This is a genomic window from Streptomyces sp. MBT53, from assembly GCF_016654115.1.
Lineage (GTDB): Bacteria > Actinomycetota > Actinomycetes > Streptomycetales > Streptomycetaceae > Streptomyces.
On record NZ_JAEQAZ010000005.1, the window covers coordinates 36,330 to 51,538 of the forward strand.

Consider the following 15,209-nt stretch of genomic DNA (forward strand, 5'->3'; position numbering starts at 1 on the left):
GTCCGGTCGTACCGCGGAGGCTGTCACGCCCGACACTGTCGAATCGACAACAAGCCGGTGTCAAGCGGGCTCACACGGAGTGACGGGAGGATGGCCGGCCCGGGGAGTCGAACCCGCCCTTGCCTACCCGAAGTTGGGTCAGGCTGCGGGCGCGATCGCTGCCCATACTGAGTTCCGTGAACGCAGAAACGCAGCTCGGGGATTTTCTGAAGGCTCGGCGTTCTCACCTCCGTCCTGCGGACGTCGGGGTGAGCACCTACGGGGAGCGACGACGCGTGCCCGGTCTCCGGCGCGAGGAACTGGCGCTGCTCGCGGGGGTCAGCGTCTCCTACTACACGCGGCTGGAACAGGGACAGTCGCCGAGCGCGTCGCCGGAAGTACTGGACGCGCTGGCCGGTGCCCTGCGGCTCGACGAACCAGAGCGGCGGTATCTGCACGATCTGGCCCGTACGGGCAGACAGCGCCCCCGGGGCCGACGGCTCCCGGCGGAGCGGGTGACGGAGGAGAACGCCCAGCTCCTGGACGTGCTGGGAGACACTCCCGCGATCGTGCAGGGCCGCTGCGCCGACGTGCTGGCGTGGAACCGGCTGGGGCACACGTTGTTCGCCGGGCACCTCGACCCCGAGGCCCCGGACCGGCCGGCCGAGCGCCCCAACCTGGCCCGGCTGGTGTTCCTGGACCCGCACACCCGCGATCTGTACGCGGACTGGCCGACCAAGGCCAGGGCCGTGGTGGGCAACCTCCGGTTGATGGCGGGCCGGTTCCCCGACGACGCGGCGCTGCACGCGCTGGTCGGTGAACTGAGCTCCAAGAGCGGCGAGTTCGCCTCGATGTGGGCCGATCACCGCGTCAAGTCGCACATGTTCGCCGCGTACGACATGAAGCATCCGCTGGTGGGTCCGCTGACGGTCGTGCAGCAGAGCCTCGGTCTCGGGCGTGGCATCAGCCTCGTCGTCGCCACCACCCCGGCCGACTCACCCTCGCGCGCGGCACTGACCCTGCTCGCCCAGGCCGCCGTACCGGCCGGGTCCGCGTCGAACGGGTCCAGGGTCCATACGGACTGACCCCGTCCAGGGCGGTCGACCGCCGCCCGCATCAATGTCATCGGCGCATCGGCGCATCGGCACCGCGCTGCCGCATGCCCAAAAGCAGGGCCCAAAAGCAGGGCCTGAAAGCCGTGCCCAATAGCCGTGCCCGAAAGCACCGTCCGAATTCACCTCTCAAGAAGGAACCAACCCATGCGCAAGATCCTCACCAAGTCGGTCCTGTCCACGGCCGTCGTCGTCGCGACCGCCACCGCCGTGCTGTCCCCGGCTCCCGCGTCGGCCGTCTCCGCGCCGCTGAGCGACGCGCGGATCGCCCGCCACTTCGACCTGGCCAAGGGGCAGACCCCGGAGAACATCGCGCTCGCCCCGGACGGCAGCGCCTACGTCACCTTCGCCGCCGCCCGCCAGATCGCCCGGCTCTCGCCCAAGGGCGCCACTCGGATCCTGGCGACCCTGCCCGCGCCGGCGGACGGCGGGGTCCACACCCCCGTCCTGGGCTTCGCGCTGACGTCCGGCATCGTCCGGGCCCACGACGGGACGCTGTACTTCCTCTACGCCACCGGCACCGCCGACCTCACCGGCGTATGGCGGTTGCGGCCGGGCGGCGCACCGGAGCGGATCGCCGCGCTGCCGGCGGACGGGCTGCCCAACGGCCTTGCGCTGGACGCCCGTTCGCGCACCCTGTACGTCACCGACTCCGTGCTCGGCACCGTCTGGAAGGTGCCCGTCTCCGGCGGCACTCCCACCGCCTGGTCCACCGCCCCGGAACTGGCGTCGGCCGGCTTCCTCGGTGCCAACGGCCTGAAGATCCGGGGCGGGGCGCTCTGGGTCACCAACCTCGACCAGGGCACCGTCGTACGCATCCCCGTCCTGCGGGACGGACGCGCGGGCCGGGTCCGCACCGAGGCCACCGGCCTGCCGGGGGTCGACGACTTCGCCTTCACCGGGCGCGGGGACCAACTGCTCGCCACCGTCAACGGTTCGAGTGAGGTCGTCCTCGTCGAGCCGCACGCCGGCAACACCGTCGTACTGACCGAGGCCGACGGCCTGCGGAACCCGACCTCGATCGCCCTGCGCGGCGACACGGCCTATGTCCTGAGCGCGGCCTACGTCACCGCCGAGGACCCCAACCTCCTGCTGGCCCACCTGGAACGGTGACCGGGTCCGCCGACGCCCCGACCGGGTGGCCGGGGAAAGGCCCTGATCACATAGCCTCTCCTGGCACGCACACGACAAGGGGAGGACCATGAGAGGCAGAACGGCCTGGGCCGCGGCCGGTGGGGCTGCGGCCCTGGTGTTGGTGACGGCGACCGGGGCACACGCGGAGGGGCGGGGTGATGTCCGGGTGGTGAAGACCGTCGTCAACGGTGGCGGCAACGTCATCGTGGGCACGGCCGAGACGATCCGCTACCCGGTCGACATCACCGTCAAGGACAACTCGGGGGTGAAGGGGCTCACGCACGTCAGCACCTTCAACAAGACGAGCGCCTACACCTTCGCGACCTGGAACGACGACTCGTCCTGCACGAAGAAGAGCGCGACGACCTCGGTGTGCCGGGCCACGCTGACCATCGACCCGGCCTGGATCGCCGACAGCGACGACATCGACTCCAACAAGGTCGCCGGGGTCTGGCAGATCAACGCCACCGTCAAGGCCAACGACGGCGACTACTGGATCTCCGACCACATCGCTGAGTACAAGGTCAAGAGGGCCGCCCGGCTCACCATGGTGATCGCACCCGAGAAGGTCGCCAAGAACGCCAAGGTGACCGTCACCGGCAAGCTGTCGCGGGCCAACTGGGAGGACCGCAAGTACCACGGGTTCCCCGGGCAGCAGGTCAAGCTCCAGTTCAGGAAGAAGGGCGCCGCCCACTACGCCACGGTCAGGACCGTCACGACGGGCAACGTCGGGCAGCTGACCACCAAGGTGACCGTCACCTCGGCGGGCAGCTGGCGCTGGTACTTCCCCGGCACCACGACCACCTCGCTGAAGGCGGCCGCGGGGGACACCCTCGACCTGAAGTAGCCGGCGAACGACGCCTCAGAAGTCCCGCGCCCAGCACGGCTATACACCATGTATGGTAAAGCGATGTCGCTATACATGGCGTATAGCGAGCTGGGCGCGGGGGGTTCGTCGGATGAGTGCGGCAGTGAATGGGGCGAGCCCCACGGACACGTCCCCCGCGGTCCGTCGCAAGGTGTTGAAGGCGCTCAGCGGGCTGCTGCTGGCGCTGTTCGTGTCCACCCTCAGCAGTACGGTCGTCTCCAGCGCGCTGCCGAAGATCATCGGGGCGGTGCACGGATCGCAGACCCAGTACACGTGGGTCGTCACCGCGACCCTGCTCACCACCACGGCGACGACACCGATCTGGGGCAAGCTCGCCGACCTGTTCAGCAAGAAGACCCTCGTGCAGGCGTCCATCGCCGTGTTCGTGCTGGGGGCCGTGGCCTCCGGGGTCAGTCAGACCGCCGGGCAGCTCATCGCCTCGCGGGCTCTGCAGGGTGTCGGTGTGGGTGGTGTGCAGGCCCTCGTCCAGATATCCCTGGCGGCGATGATTCCGCCCCGCGAGCGCGGTCGCTACAGCGGCTACCTCAGCAGTGTCACGGCGACTTCGACCATCGGCGGGCCGTTGCTCGGCGGGGTCATCGTCGACACCTCGTGGCTGGGGTGGCGGTGGTGTTTCTTCATCGGCGTGCCGATCGCCGTCGTAGCCCTGTTCCTGCTCCAGCGGACGCTGAACCTGCCCGTCATCCGCCGTGAGAACGTCAGGATCGACTACCTGGGGGCGACCCTGATCGCCGCCGGGGTCAGTGTGCTGCTGGTGTGGGTGTCCTTCGTCGACAACTCCTTCGGCTGGGCCTCCTGGCAGACCGGGGCCATGGTGGGCGGCGGGCTGGTGCTGATCGCCGTCGCCGTGTGGGTGGAGTCGCGGGCCGCCGAACCCGTCGTACCGCTCGGCATCGTGCGGCAGCGGACGACCGCCCTGGCGATCGTCGGCAGCCTCGCCGTCGGTACGGCCATGTTCGGCGCGGCCGTCTTCCTCAGCCAGTACTTCCAGCTCAGCCGGGGGCACAGTCCGACCGAGGCCGGTCTGCTGACGATTCCCATGATGGCGGGGATCCTCGTCGCCTCCACGGTCGCGGGGCGGCTGATCAGCAGGACCGGGAAGATCAAGCCGTTCATCATCACCGGGGCCGTCCTGCTCACCGTCGGCTTCGCCGGTCTCGGCACCCTCGACTCCAGGACGCCGATCCTCCTGCTGAGCGTGGAGATGCTCTGCGTCGGGATGGGCGTCGGGATGACGCTGCAGAACTTGGTGCTCGTCGTGCAGAACACCGTCCCGCTCAAGGACATCGGCGCGGCCAGCTCCACGGTGTCCTTCTTCCGTTCGCTCGGCGGCACGATCGGTGTCTCCGTGCTCGGCGCCGTACTGGCCCGGCACGTCCAGGACCAGATCGCGCACGGTCTCGCCGACGCGGGACTGCGGAGCACCGCCACCGGATCGGACGCCGGCGCCGTGCGGGAGATCGTCCGTGTCGCCTACGGGGACGCCACCGCGCAGATCTTCCTGCTCTCCGCCGGGGCCGCCCTGCTCGCGGTGATCGCCGCGATCCTGCTCAAGCCGACCGGCCTGCGCAGCAGCCTCGACCTGGCCGAGAAGAGCGAGGGAGCGGCGGTTCCCGCTGAGGCGGGGTGACGGTCGCTGTCGCCGGACCGAGGTGTTCCGTTCCCGGCGGCCCGCTCCGTCCACCTGGCTAAACTGTGCGGATACGCCAAGCCTTTGAGGGGGAGTGGGGATGCCGCCGCACAGTCCTTCCGCGGCCGGGGTTCCGGACGAAGGCGACGAGCCGAGCGTGCCGCCCGTCCGGCTGGCGCTGTCGGACAGCGTGTACGAGAGCATCAAGGCGATGGTCATGGACCACGAGATCGCCCCCGGCGCACGGGTCGGCATCGATTCGCTGGCCCGGGCGCTCAAGGTCTCGCCGACCCCCGTCCGCGAGGCGCTCGCCCGGCTGGAGTCCGAGGGCCTGGTCGTGAAGCGCGCGCTCTCCGGATACCGGGCCACGCAGTTGCTGACCCGCCGGGGTCTTGAGGAACTCTTCGAGATGCGGCTGCTGTTGGAACCCAGGGCAGCCGCGCTGGCCGCGGTGAACGCCACCGAGGCACAGCTCGACGGCCTTGAGCGGATCGTCGAGGAACTGCAGGCCCACCCGAGCCCCAAGGGCCGGTACGCGTCCTACCGCGACTTCGCCGCCCTCGACCAGCGTTTCCACGAGGCGATCGGACAGGCCACGCACCGGCCGCTGCTCGCGGACGCGGTGGAACGACTCCACGCCCATCTGCACATCTTCCGGCTCAGCAAGGTGGTCGGCGCCGAGGGCCCGACCGTCGCCGAGCACGAACGGATCGTCCGCGCGATCCTGCGCCGCAACCCCGAGCGGGCGGCCGAGGCGATGACGGAGCATCTCACCCGGAGTCTGGAGCGGCAGCTCGACGACGACGGCGCTGACCCTGTCGCCTGAACGGCCCCCGAGGCAGCGGGAGTCGGGGCCCGCTTCCGTCACTCCATGAGGAACACCTGTTCCGCCGCGGCCCACCATTCGCCGGGTGCCGCCTCCGGCACGGGCACCTGGCAGGGCGCGGTGAGCTTCCACCACCGCTGGGTGGCCTCGTCCTCGGCCATCGCCGCCAGGTCCGCGGCGAGATCCTCGCCGTGGTACTCGAAGTAGCTGAACAGACGGTCGCCCAGCAGATGGATCGAGTAGTTGGAGATGTGACTGCGCCGGATCCGGTCGAGCACCGGCTCGGGCACGGCTCGGTGCAACTCCCGGTATTCGTCGAGCAGTTCCGGGCGTACGGCGATCACTTGGGCCACGCGCTTCATGACCGCACCGTATCGCGGTCGTGGATCAGGCGGATCACCCGGCCGCTCACGCGGTCGTAGTCACGGTCGTTGTCGATCTCGCCGCGGACCCGGTGGTCCGTCATGACCACGATGCGGTCGGCGAGGGTGACCGTCTCGGCGAGGTCGCTGCTGATGAGGAGGATGGGCAGACCGTCGGCGGCCAGGTCCCAGATCAGTTCGTGGAAGGCCCGCTTGGTACGGACGTCGACGCCCACCGTCGGTTCGTCGATGACGAGCAACTTGGTGTCCGCGGCAAGCCACTTGGCGAGGCTGACCTTCTGCTGGTTCCCGCCCGAGAGTTCACCGGCGTTCTGCTGGAGTCCCGAGACCCGGATGCCGAGGCGGTCGACGAGATCCTGGGCGGTGTCGCGCTCCTCGCGGGCCGACACGAATCCGAGGGCCTTGGCGAGTCGCTTCCACACCGTCACCGTGATGTTGCGTACGACGGGCTGCTCCAGGAAGACGCCCTCCTCCTTGCGGTTCTCGGTGACGTATCCGATGCCGAACTCGTGCAGCGCCTGGCGGGGCGAGGTGATGCGGGCGGGCGTGCCGTGCACGCGGACCTCGCCGCCGGTGATGCGGTCCAGGCCGAGCACGGCCTTCACCAACTCGCTGCGTCCGGCGCCGACCAGGCCGTACAGGCCGACGATCTCTCCGGGGCGGACCTCCAGGCTGATGTCACGGTGTCCGCCGGCCGTGGACACCGCGTCCAGGACGAGAGTCGGTGCGGCGGTACGGTCGACCGTGCGTGGGCGCAGCTCCGTCGCGGTGTGGGCGCGGCCCACCATGAGGCCGACGATGTCGTCGTGGGTGTGTTCGGCGAGGGGTGCGGACTCCAGTACCGACTTCCCGTCGCGCAGCACGGTGACCGTGTCGCAGACGGCGAAGACCTCCTCGAGTTTGTGGCTGACGAAGACCACACAGGCACCCCGCCCGGCCAGTCGCCGGATGACCTCGAAGAGGTGCTCCGCCTCTTGTGGGGAGAGGGAGGCGGTGGGTTCGTCCAGCAGCAGCACCCGGCTCTCGGTGTGGAGGGCCTTGGCTATCTCCACCAACTGCTGCTGGGCGACGGACAGTTCACGTACCGGTTGGTGCGGATCGAGGTCGACTCCCAACTCCGCGAGACATGCCAGGGCCGGTGCGGTCATGGCCTGACGGTCGATCAGGCCGTGGTGGGAGGGCGGGTGTTGCAGGGTGATGTTCTCCGCCACCGAGAAGTCCGGGATCAGATTGCGTTCCTGGTGGACGACACCGATGCCGGTACGGGTCGCCTCCAACGGCGAGCGGAGCTGGACCTGTTGGCCGCACCAGGTGAGCGTGCCGCCGTCGGGGGAGTGGACTCCGGTCAGGACCTTGATGAGGGTGGACTTGCCGGCGCCGTTCTCGCCGAGGAGTGCGTGGACGGTGCCGGCGGTGAGCCGCAGGCCCACGCCGTCCAGTGCCCGGACACCGGGGAAGACCTTGACCAGGTCGTCGCATTCGAGCAGGACCGTGTCGCTCACCGGGCACCTCCCGGCTGCGGCAGGGCAGTTGGTGACTGCGGGCTCTTCTCCAGGCGGGTCTGGTGCAGCCGTCCACCGGCGACCGTGCCCAGGACCACCAGGCCGATCAGGAGGTTCACCCAGCTCGGGTCCAGCGAGAACTGCGCCCGCGCCGCGTCGATGAGCCGGGTCACGAAGGCCGCCAGCACGGTCCCGAACACCGCGACCGAACCGCCGGTGAGCGCCACGCCCCCGATGATTGGCGCGGCGAAGCTCGGCAGCAGCCAGTCGCCGCCGACGCTGCGGTTGACGCCCGGCAGCGAGGCCGTGGCCGTCACCGCGGCCACACCGACCAGCAGCCCGGACAGGGTGTGCGCGACCACGATCTGCCGGTCGGTGGAGATCCCGGACAGCCGGGCGGCGAGCGGGTTGCCGCCCGCGGCGAGGAGCCTGCGGCCCGCGACCGTGCGGTACATGAAGGCCGCCAGCAGTGCCGCCGCGACGAGCGCGGTGACGAAGACGAGCGGGATGTTCAGCGGCGCCGACGTGCCCAGGTCGCGCAGGGTGCGCGAGTAGCCGTCGACGGTACGGGTGCCGGTCAGCCGGTACTGCGCTCCGAGCAGGATCGTCATCGTGGCGAGGGTGACGATGAACCCGTTGATCTGAGTGGCGACGATGGCGACACCGGTCGCCAGGCCGATCGCCGTCGCGGTCAACAGGCCCACCAGCACGGCGACTTCGGCGGGCACACCGTGGTCGGCCATGAGAACGCCCATGAGGCAGGCGGTGAATCCGCCCAACGCGCCCACGGCGAGGTTGAGTTGGCCCACGCACAGCGCCACCATCTGGGCGAGGCCGATGAGGATGGGCGTGGCCAGGTACTGGAGGAAGACCCGCACCGAGGGGCCCTCGAAGAAGGCGCCCGACGAGGCGATGCCCAGTGCCGCATACCCGGCCACGACCACGGCGAGCAGCATCGCCGCCGTGGAACGGGAGAACCGGCGCAGCGCTCCGGCAGCCCAACTCCCTTGACCAGCAAGCATGTTCACGCGGCTCATGTGGAGCGCACCACCTTCCGATAGGACACCACGGCGCGGATCCGGTCGGCCGACAGGGCCAGCAGCAGGACACAGCCGAGGTAGATGTTGAGGCTCTCCAGACCCACGCCGAGCAGATCGAGCCCCTTGCGGATCACCCCGACGAGCGCGGTGCCCAACAGCGTGCCCAGCACCGACACCACCCCACCGGTGAGCAGGGTGCCGCCGAGCACCGCGCCGAGGAAGGACGGCAGCATGAAGTCGTCACCGATGGAGGCGCGGAACGTGCCCGTGCCGGCCGCCGCCATGAACCCGGCCAGCGCGGCGAGCAGCCCGGAGAGCGTGTGCGCGAGCACGATCCGGCGCCCGGTGGGGATGCCGGACAGCTCGGCGGCGGCCGGATTCGCGCCGGTGAGCAGCAGTTCGCGGCCGATGCGCGTACTGCCGTAGAGGAATGCGAGGCCGAGCATGGCGAGGACGGTGAACTGGGCGATCTGCGGGACGGCGGGGGAGCCGCAGATCGGGCCCGCGCAGATGTCGGCGAGGGAGTAGGAGCGCAGGGCGTCGATGCCGGAGGGGTGGGTGGTGAAGGCGGCGTCGTCGGTGAGGGCCGAGTAGAGGAGGGAGACCAGACCCAGCAGGGCGAAGTCCATGGCCAGGGTGACGACGAAGGAGCTGACTCCGGTGCGGGCGATGAGCCAGCCGGTGAGCGCGCCGACGGTGGCACCGGCGGCCAGGCTCAGGAGCAGGCCCACCTGCATGGGGACGCCGAGACGGTCGTAGCCGAGGCCCGCGAACAGTGCGCCGAAGGCCGCCATACGGCCGACCGCGAGGTTCATGTGGCCTACGGACAGGGCGACCATCTGGGCGAGCGCGACCACGGTGAGGGTGGAGATGTCCCGCAACAGCGGGAAGAGCACCAGCCGTTGGTCCAGGAACGCGGGGCGCAGCACGCCGAACAGGACGCTGAGCGCGATGACCAGGAGCAGCAGGCCGAGGCGCTGGTTGACCCAGAACGGCAGGCGGCGCGGTGCCGTTCGCTCCTCCGTGACGGTGTCGGGCGGGCCGACGGCGGTCGTCACGCCACCCTCCGGTCGTCCAGCGCGTCCGGGTCCCAGTCGATGCCGATGCCCGGTACGTCCGGGGCCACCGCCATGCCCTCCCGGATGGTCAGCTCGGTCCGGGTCACCGCCCTCAACTGCGGTATGTACTCGACGTATTGGCCGTTGGGCACCGCGGCGGCGAGGCTGACGTGCAGCTCCATCAGGAAGTGCGGGCAGACCATGACGTTGTGGCTCTCCGCGAGGTGCGCGACCTTCAGCCACGGGGTGATGCCCCCGATCCGGGCCGCGTCGACCTGCACGACGGAGGCGGCGCCGGACTCGAGATAGGAGCGGAACTGCGTCAGCGAGTACATGGACTCGCCCACGGCGACCGGGATACGGGTCGCCGCCGCGAGCCGGGCGTGCCCGCTGATGTCGTCCGCGGGCAGCGGCTCCTCCAGCCAGTACGGGTCGTACGGCTCCAGCGCCGCCGCGAGCCGCAGCACCGAGGAGCCCGTCTGCGACTGGTTGGCGTCGGTCATGATGTGCAGGGAGGGGCCGACCGCCTCGCGTACGGCACGCAGCCGTTCCGCGTCCTCGGCGGGGTGCGGCTTGCCCACCTTGATCTTGACGCCCGCCCAGCCCGACTCCTGGGCGCACAGGGCGCCTTTGACCAGTTCCTCGGTGCTCAGATGGAGCCAGCCGCCCTCGGTGTCGTAGACCGGCACCTCCTGGCGGTGGCCGCCGGCCAGCCGCCACAGGGGCTCGCCCGTCCGCCTGGAGCGCAGGTCCCACAGGGCGGTGTCGACGGCGGCGAGGGCGAGCGAGGTGATGGCTCCGGTGGTGGTCGCTCGGGTGAGCGCGAACAGCCGTTGCCACAGCGCCTCGATGTTGCGGGCGTCCTGTCCGACGAGGGCGGGCAGCAGGTGGTCGCGCAGCAGCGCCAGTACGGAGGTGCCGCCGGTGCCGATGGTGTAGGAGTAGCCGGTTCCCTTGGCGCCGTCCCAGGTCTCCACGTCGACCAGGATCGTCTCCTGTTTGACGAACGACTGCACGGCGTCGGTGCGGTCCTGCTCGACGGCGATGTCGACCAGCCTGGCGGTCGCGGTCGTGATGATGCTCATCCGGCGGTTCCGATTTCTGTCGTGGGGATTTGGGGGCGGTCAGCCGCAGTTGAGGATCCTGTCGGCGAACTGCTGCTTCAGCTCTGCCGTCTTCGCCCGCCGCGCGGTGTCGTAGGCCGAGACGTTCGCCTTGTCGACGACGAACGAACCGGAGTCCACCCGCACGCCGGGATCGCGCACGGAGCACTGTTTCGTCTGCAGCAGCGCCAGCGCCCAGGTACCGATCTCGGCCTGGCCGACCGGGTTCTGCACCACGGTCGCCGTGACCGTGCCCTCTCTGATGCCGCTCAGGATCTTGGCGTCGTCGTCGATCGCTATGACCTTCGCCTTCGAACCGGACGACTTGACGACGTCGGCGGCTGCGACGGCGGGGTTGTAGGCGGTGGCGACGATGCCCGTGATCTGCTCGCCCTTGGCCGCCATCAGGTCGGACACCGCCTTCTGCGCGGTCCCCAGGTCGGTGTCGATGTCGGTGATGGTCTGCAGGAGCCTCACCTTGCCGCCCGTCTCCCGCACGGCCCGGCCGACGCCCTTGATCCTCAACTGGGTATTGGCGTCAACGTTGTTGCCGGTCAGATGGACCAGGACGCCGTGGCCGCCCATGGCCGCGATCGCCGCCTTCGCGGCTTTGTAGGCGGCGAGTTGGACGTCCGTGGAGAGACAGAAGTCGGCCTGGTCCTTGTCGCCGGCGGGGCAGGAGCCGAGTGAAGCCACCGGGAAACCTTGCGACTTGAGGTCTCCGAAGGTCGAGTTGATGTCGGTGGGGGAGACGCCGAACACCCCGAACGCGTTGTAGCCGCGCGCCGCCAGCGTGGACAGCAGGTTGTTCTGCTTCTGCTGGTCCCACTCGGCCGTCTCGTCGAAGGTTACGGCGCCGAGGCCGTAGGTCTTCTTCGCGGCGGCGCCCGCGGTCTTCCAGGGCTGGAAGTACGGGTGGGCGCCGCCCGGTACGAGGGCGACCTTGGTCCCGGAGCCGTCCACGAGGTCGGCGCCGCCGCCCGTCCGCGCGGCCGACGAGGCCGAACCACCGGACTGGGCACCCGAGTTGCGGTAGGTGCAGGCCGTCGTCCCGGCGCTGAGCAGCACGGCGGCGACAACTCCGGGCAGGACGGATCTGGTTGGGAAGCGCATGCCCGACCCCTCGCCAAATCAAATAGGAAATGGATGCGGCGATCGTGGGGCAGGAAGGCTTACGCGTCAAGGGTTGCGGCAGCGGCAGGCGGTGATGGAGACGTCCCTGGTCTTTAAAACGCCCGATGGCCCGGAAAATCGTATAGGAAAGCAAACTCTTGAGCACGGCGAGTTGACAGCCAAGAGCGCCTAGGATGACTGGCCGTAGCGTTCGTCCCCACACAACGTCGCGTGCACCGCAGGGAGATATCGACCATGGGTTCCGACGAGGTCTTAACCACACCGCCCGACAGCGCGCTCCTGGACGGCCGTTCGGCCGGACCCATGGTGCCGCGTCTGGTCCTGGGCGCGCGGCTGCGCGAACTGCGGGAAGAGCGGCAGATCTCCCGCACGGCCGCGGGCGAGGTGATCCGCGCCTCCCGGTCCAAGATCAGCCGCCTCGAGGCAGGCCGGCACGGATTCAAACTGCGTGACGTGGCCGACCTGCTCACCCTCTACGGCGTCCGCGACGAGGGCGAGCGCGCCACCCTGCTGACCCTGGCCGAAGAGGCCAACGCCCCTGCCTGGTGGCAGTACTTCAACGATGTGGTGCCCACCTGGACGCAGGCCTACCTCGGGGCCGAACAGGCGGCGAGCCTCATCCGCTGCTTCGAGGTGCAGCGCGTGCCCCAGTTGCTCCAGACCCCCGACTACGCGCGCGCCTCCCTGCGGCTCGCCCACGCGGACGCCCGCGGGGAGGAGCTCGACCGGCGGGTCATGCTGCGGATGACCCGCCAGCGGATCCTGCGCCGGCGGCCCGCGGCGCAGTTGTGGGCCGTGATCGACGAGGCGGCGCTGCGCCGACCGGTGGGCGGCATCCGTACGATGCGCGCGCAGCTGAGGCATCTCATCGAGATCTGCCGGCTGCCCCAAGTCACCGTCCAGATCATGCCGTTCCTCGCCGGCGGGCACGCCGGGGAAGCCGGCCCGGTGACGATCCTGCGGCTGCCCGGCGGTCGGCTGCCCGACATGGTCTACCTCGAACAGCGCGTCACGGCCCTCTATCCCGACCGGCCGAACGAGATCGAGTGCTACTGGGACGTCATGAACCGCCTGGTGGTCGAGGCGGAATCGCCGGAGGAGACTCCGACGATCCTGCATCGCATCCTTCAGGAGACCTGAGCCGGGCCGGGCGCCGAACCGGGCGGGGTCAGCGCTTGAGGCCGACTCCGCCGTACTGGTGCACTTCGGCGGGCAGGCCCCAGGCGCTGTCGTCGGGACGCCAGCGCGAGCACGAGGCCACGCCCGGTTCGAGCAGTTCCAGCCCCTCGAAGAAGCCCGCGATCAGCTCGGGGCTGCGCAGGATGTAGGGGATCGAACCGCCCTCGTTGTACTGCCGGATGGCGTCGACGTAGGCCTCGCTCGTGTCGGTGCTGTCGTACTGCACGAGATAGCTTCCGGCGGGCAGGGCCGCCACCAGTCGCCGCACGATCGAGCGGGCCTCGTCGTAGTCCTCGATGTGGCCCAGGATGCCCATCAGCATGAGCGCGACGGGCTGGTCGAAGTCCAGCGTCTTGGCCGCCTCCCGCACGATGGTGTCCGGGTCGCGCAGGTCGGCGTCGACGTAGTTGGTGACGCCCTCCGGGGTGCTGGTGAGCAGGGCGCGGGCGTGTGCCAGCACCAGCGGGTCGTTGTCGACGTAGACGATGCGGCTCTCGGGAGCCACCCGCTGGGCGATCTCATGGGTGTTGTCCACGTTGGGCAGGCCGGTGCCGATGTCCAGGAACTGCCGGATGCCCTCCTCGGCGGCCAGATGACGAACGGCGCGGGCCAGGAAGTAGCGGGCGGCGCGGGCCCCGGTCTCGATGCCGGGGAAGATCTCGCGGAAGGCGTCACCGGCGACGCGGTCCACTTCGTAGTTGTCCTTGCCCCCTAACCAGTAGTTCCAGATCCGGGCCGACTGCGGCACCGTCGTGTCGAACTTGGAGAGCGCTTCCTGCTCGGAGCCGGCTGCCTCGTCCGTCATGGTCACTCCTGTGTGTACGTGGTGAGAACCACCGTGGTCAGAGCCACCGTGGTCAGAGCCACCGTGGTGGGAGCCACGAAACCGTCGAACACCGGTCGTGGAGGCCCACGTTATTCCCCCACGCCTCGACTCATGCGCCCCGCCGGCCCCAACCGCCCATGTTCGGCCGCCCGTTGGCTTGATTGCCACCCCGGGTGAACGGGAGTCAACGTTCTGCCGCGTGCCGCGTGAGGAATCCGATGAGCGCGGCCGTGGCGGCGAGGACCGCCACGCTGGTGAGAGCGGCGGGCAGCGAGTACCAGTCCGCCATGAAACCGATGGCGGGCGGTCCCAGGAGCATGCCGCCGTAGCCGAGGGTGGAGGCGATGGCCACTCCGTCGGGACCGGCCAGGGTGCCGGCGCGCTCCACGGCGACGGGGAAGAGGTTGGCGAGACCGAGCCCGGTGATCACGAAGCCCAGGACGGCCGCCCACAGGGTGGGCGCGAGCGCGCCGAGCAGCATGCCCACGGCGGCGGTCGTGCCGCCGGCCACGAGGGTGCGGGTCCGGCCGAGGCGTTCGAGCAGCCGGGTGCCGCTGAGCCGGCCGGCGGTCATGGCGAGCGCGAAGCAGGAGTAGCCGATGGCGGCGGCACCGGCGGTGGCGTCGAGATCCTGCTGCAGATGCAGGGCGCTCCAGTCGGCGAGGGCGCCTTCGCCGAAGGCCGTGCAGAGGGCGATCAGACCGAAGGTGACGACGAGGCCGCGGGTGCGGGCGTCGAGGCGGCGGGGTGCGGCCTCTGCGGTCTCCTCCTTCGGTGAGTCCTCGTGCGGTGGCGGTGGCGGGGGCTGGAGGCGGAGCAGGGGGCGGCCGATCAGGACGGTGACGACGAGTCCGAGCACCGTGAGGCCGAACAGGTGCTGCGTGGGGGTCAGGGTTCCGGCGACCAGGCCGCCGAGGCCGGCGCCGACCATGCCGCCGAGGCTGAACGCGGCGTGGAAGCTCGGCATGATGGGCCGCCGCATGGCCCGGACCAGTTCGACCGCCGCGCTGTTGAACGCCACGTTGATCCCCCCGTAGGCGGCGCCGAAGACCAGCAGGACGAGGCCGAGGGTGAGCGCCGAGTGGGTGAGCGGGGGGAGGGAGACGCTGAGGGACAGCAACACGGCGCAGGCGACGGTGACTTGGTGGTTGCCGTAGCGGCGGCAGAGGCGGCCGGTGAGCATCATGGTGATGACGGCGCCGGCGGAGACACCGAGGAGCGCGAGGCCGAGGGTGCCGGCGGAGGCGCCGGTCTGCTCCTTGATGGCGGGGATGCGGACGACCCATCCGGCGAAGATGAAGCCGTCGAGGGCGAAGAAGGCGGTGAGGACGGCTCGTAGCCGGGTGAGGTCGGTGGCGGTGCCCGGCACGGCGTTGTGCGTTCGGGGTTTGTTTATTTGCGGCACAAATTGAGG

General features: G+C 70.1%; 14 protein-coding genes. 6 read left to right on the top strand and 8 right to left on the bottom strand.

The features are described 5' to 3' along the window. Positions 1-176 precede the first annotated feature (176 nt). The 5 genes from JHN45_RS03300 (at position 177) to JHN45_RS03320 (ending at position 5,570) form a co-directional block, all read left to right on the top strand. Entirely contained in the window at positions 177-1,064 is an 888-nt protein-coding gene (locus JHN45_RS03300; RefSeq protein ID WP_201047922.1) for a helix-turn-helix domain-containing protein, read from the top strand. A 174-nt stretch (positions 1,065-1,238) separates the two neighbouring features. Further along, the gene (locus JHN45_RS03305; RefSeq protein ID WP_201047923.1) at positions 1,239-2,204 is read left to right on the top strand and encodes an SMP-30/gluconolactonase/LRE family protein; all 966 of its coding nucleotides are present in this window, start codon (positions 1,239-1,241) and stop codon (positions 2,202-2,204) included. An 88-nt stretch (positions 2,205-2,292) separates the two neighbouring features. Further along, entirely contained in the window at positions 2,293-3,072 is a 780-nt protein-coding gene (locus JHN45_RS03310; protein WP_201047924.1) for a hypothetical protein, read from the top strand. Between the two features lie 112 nt (positions 3,073-3,184). Continuing rightward, positions 3,185-4,744 (top strand): MFS transporter, encoded by a 1,560-nt coding sequence (locus JHN45_RS03315; protein WP_201047925.1) that lies wholly within the window; start codon positions 3,185-3,187, stop codon positions 4,742-4,744. 100 nt (positions 4,745-4,844) lie between these two features. Continuing rightward, entirely contained in the window at positions 4,845-5,570 is a 726-nt protein-coding gene (locus tag JHN45_RS03320) for a GntR family transcriptional regulator (protein ID WP_201047926.1), read from the top strand. A 38-nt stretch (positions 5,571-5,608) separates the two neighbouring features. Here the strand turns inward: JHN45_RS03320 and JHN45_RS03325 are convergent, their stop codons facing one another. The 6 genes from JHN45_RS03325 to JHN45_RS03350 are packed head-to-tail and all read right to left on the bottom strand — an operon-like array spanning position 5,609 to position 11,769. Further along, the gene (locus JHN45_RS03325; RefSeq protein WP_200708653.1) at positions 5,609-5,932 is read right to left on the bottom strand and encodes an L-rhamnose mutarotase; all 324 of its coding nucleotides are present in this window, start codon (positions 5,930-5,932) and stop codon (positions 5,609-5,611) included. After that, positions 5,929-7,455 carry a sugar ABC transporter ATP-binding protein gene (locus JHN45_RS03330; RefSeq protein WP_201047927.1) on the bottom strand — a complete coding sequence of 509 codons (1,527 nt, stop codon included), beginning with the start codon at positions 7,453-7,455 and terminating at the stop codon, positions 5,929-5,931. The genes JHN45_RS03325 and JHN45_RS03330 overlap by 4 nt, the downstream gene beginning before the upstream one ends. After that, positions 7,452-8,492, bottom strand: a complete 1,041-nt coding sequence (locus tag JHN45_RS03335) for an ABC transporter permease (RefSeq protein WP_236583264.1) — start codon at positions 8,490-8,492, stop codon at positions 7,452-7,454. Before JHN45_RS03335 ends, JHN45_RS03330 begins: the two co-directional genes overlap by 4 nt. Further along, positions 8,489-9,553 carry an ABC transporter permease gene (locus JHN45_RS03340; RefSeq protein ID WP_201047928.1) on the bottom strand — a complete coding sequence of 355 codons (1,065 nt, stop codon included), beginning with the start codon at positions 9,551-9,553 and terminating at the stop codon, positions 8,489-8,491. The genes JHN45_RS03335 and JHN45_RS03340 overlap by 4 nt, the downstream gene beginning before the upstream one ends. Continuing rightward, complete coding sequence (locus JHN45_RS03345; RefSeq protein ID WP_201047929.1) at positions 9,550-10,638, bottom strand: mandelate racemase/muconate lactonizing enzyme family protein; 1,089 nt, start codon at positions 10,636-10,638, stop codon at positions 9,550-9,552. Before JHN45_RS03345 ends, JHN45_RS03340 begins: the two co-directional genes overlap by 4 nt. A 39-nt stretch (positions 10,639-10,677) precedes the next feature. Next, positions 10,678-11,769: a substrate-binding domain-containing protein gene (locus JHN45_RS03350; RefSeq protein WP_201047930.1), complete on the bottom strand. Its 1,092-nt coding sequence runs from the start codon at positions 11,767-11,769 to the stop codon at positions 10,678-10,680. Positions 11,770-12,024: 255 nt separating this feature from the next. Between JHN45_RS03350 and JHN45_RS03355 the strand changes: the two genes are divergently transcribed. Beyond that, positions 12,025-12,930, top strand: a complete 906-nt coding sequence (locus JHN45_RS03355) for a helix-turn-helix transcriptional regulator (protein ID WP_200708648.1) — start codon at positions 12,025-12,027, stop codon at positions 12,928-12,930. A 28-nt stretch (positions 12,931-12,958) separates the two neighbouring features. On the opposite strand, the gene JHN45_RS03360 is transcribed toward JHN45_RS03355, so the two are convergent. Both JHN45_RS03360 and JHN45_RS03365 read right to left on the bottom strand, forming a co-directional pair. Next, complete coding sequence (locus tag JHN45_RS03360; RefSeq protein ID WP_200708647.1) at positions 12,959-13,774, bottom strand: SAM-dependent methyltransferase; 816 nt, start codon at positions 13,772-13,774, stop codon at positions 12,959-12,961. A 205-nt stretch (positions 13,775-13,979) separates the two neighbouring features. Further along, entirely contained in the window at positions 13,980-15,164 is a 1,185-nt protein-coding gene (locus JHN45_RS03365; protein WP_201047931.1) for an MFS transporter, read from the bottom strand. Between the last annotated feature and the right edge of the window lie 45 nt (positions 15,165-15,209).

Coding starts and splice junctions, on each gene's coding strand:
- JHN45_RS03325 (WP_200708653.1), bottom strand. CDS start 5,932: ATGAAGCGCGTGGCCCAAGTGATCGCCGTACGCCCGGAACTGCTCGAC.
- JHN45_RS03350 (WP_201047930.1), bottom strand. CDS start 11,769: ATGCGCTTCCCAACCAGATCCGTCCTGCCCGGAGTTGTCGCCGCCGTG.
- JHN45_RS03305 (WP_201047923.1), top strand. CDS start 1,239: ATGCGCAAGATCCTCACCAAGTCGGTCCTGTCCACGGCCGTCGTCGTC.
- JHN45_RS03335 (WP_236583264.1), bottom strand. CDS start 8,492: ATGAGCCGCGTGAACATGCTTGCTGGTCAAGGGAGTTGGGCTGCCGGA.
- JHN45_RS03355 (WP_200708648.1), top strand. CDS start 12,025: ATGGGTTCCGACGAGGTCTTAACCACACCGCCCGACAGCGCGCTCCTG.
- JHN45_RS03315 (WP_201047925.1), top strand. CDS start 3,185: ATGAGTGCGGCAGTGAATGGGGCGAGCCCCACGGACACGTCCCCCGCG.
- JHN45_RS03345 (WP_201047929.1), bottom strand. CDS start 10,638: ATGAGCATCATCACGACCGCGACCGCCAGGCTGGTCGACATCGCCGTC.
- JHN45_RS03310 (WP_201047924.1), top strand. CDS start 2,293: ATGAGAGGCAGAACGGCCTGGGCCGCGGCCGGTGGGGCTGCGGCCCTG.
- JHN45_RS03360 (WP_200708647.1), bottom strand. CDS start 13,774: ATGACGGACGAGGCAGCCGGCTCCGAGCAGGAAGCGCTCTCCAAGTTC.
- JHN45_RS03320 (WP_201047926.1), top strand. CDS start 4,845: ATGCCGCCGCACAGTCCTTCCGCGGCCGGGGTTCCGGACGAAGGCGAC.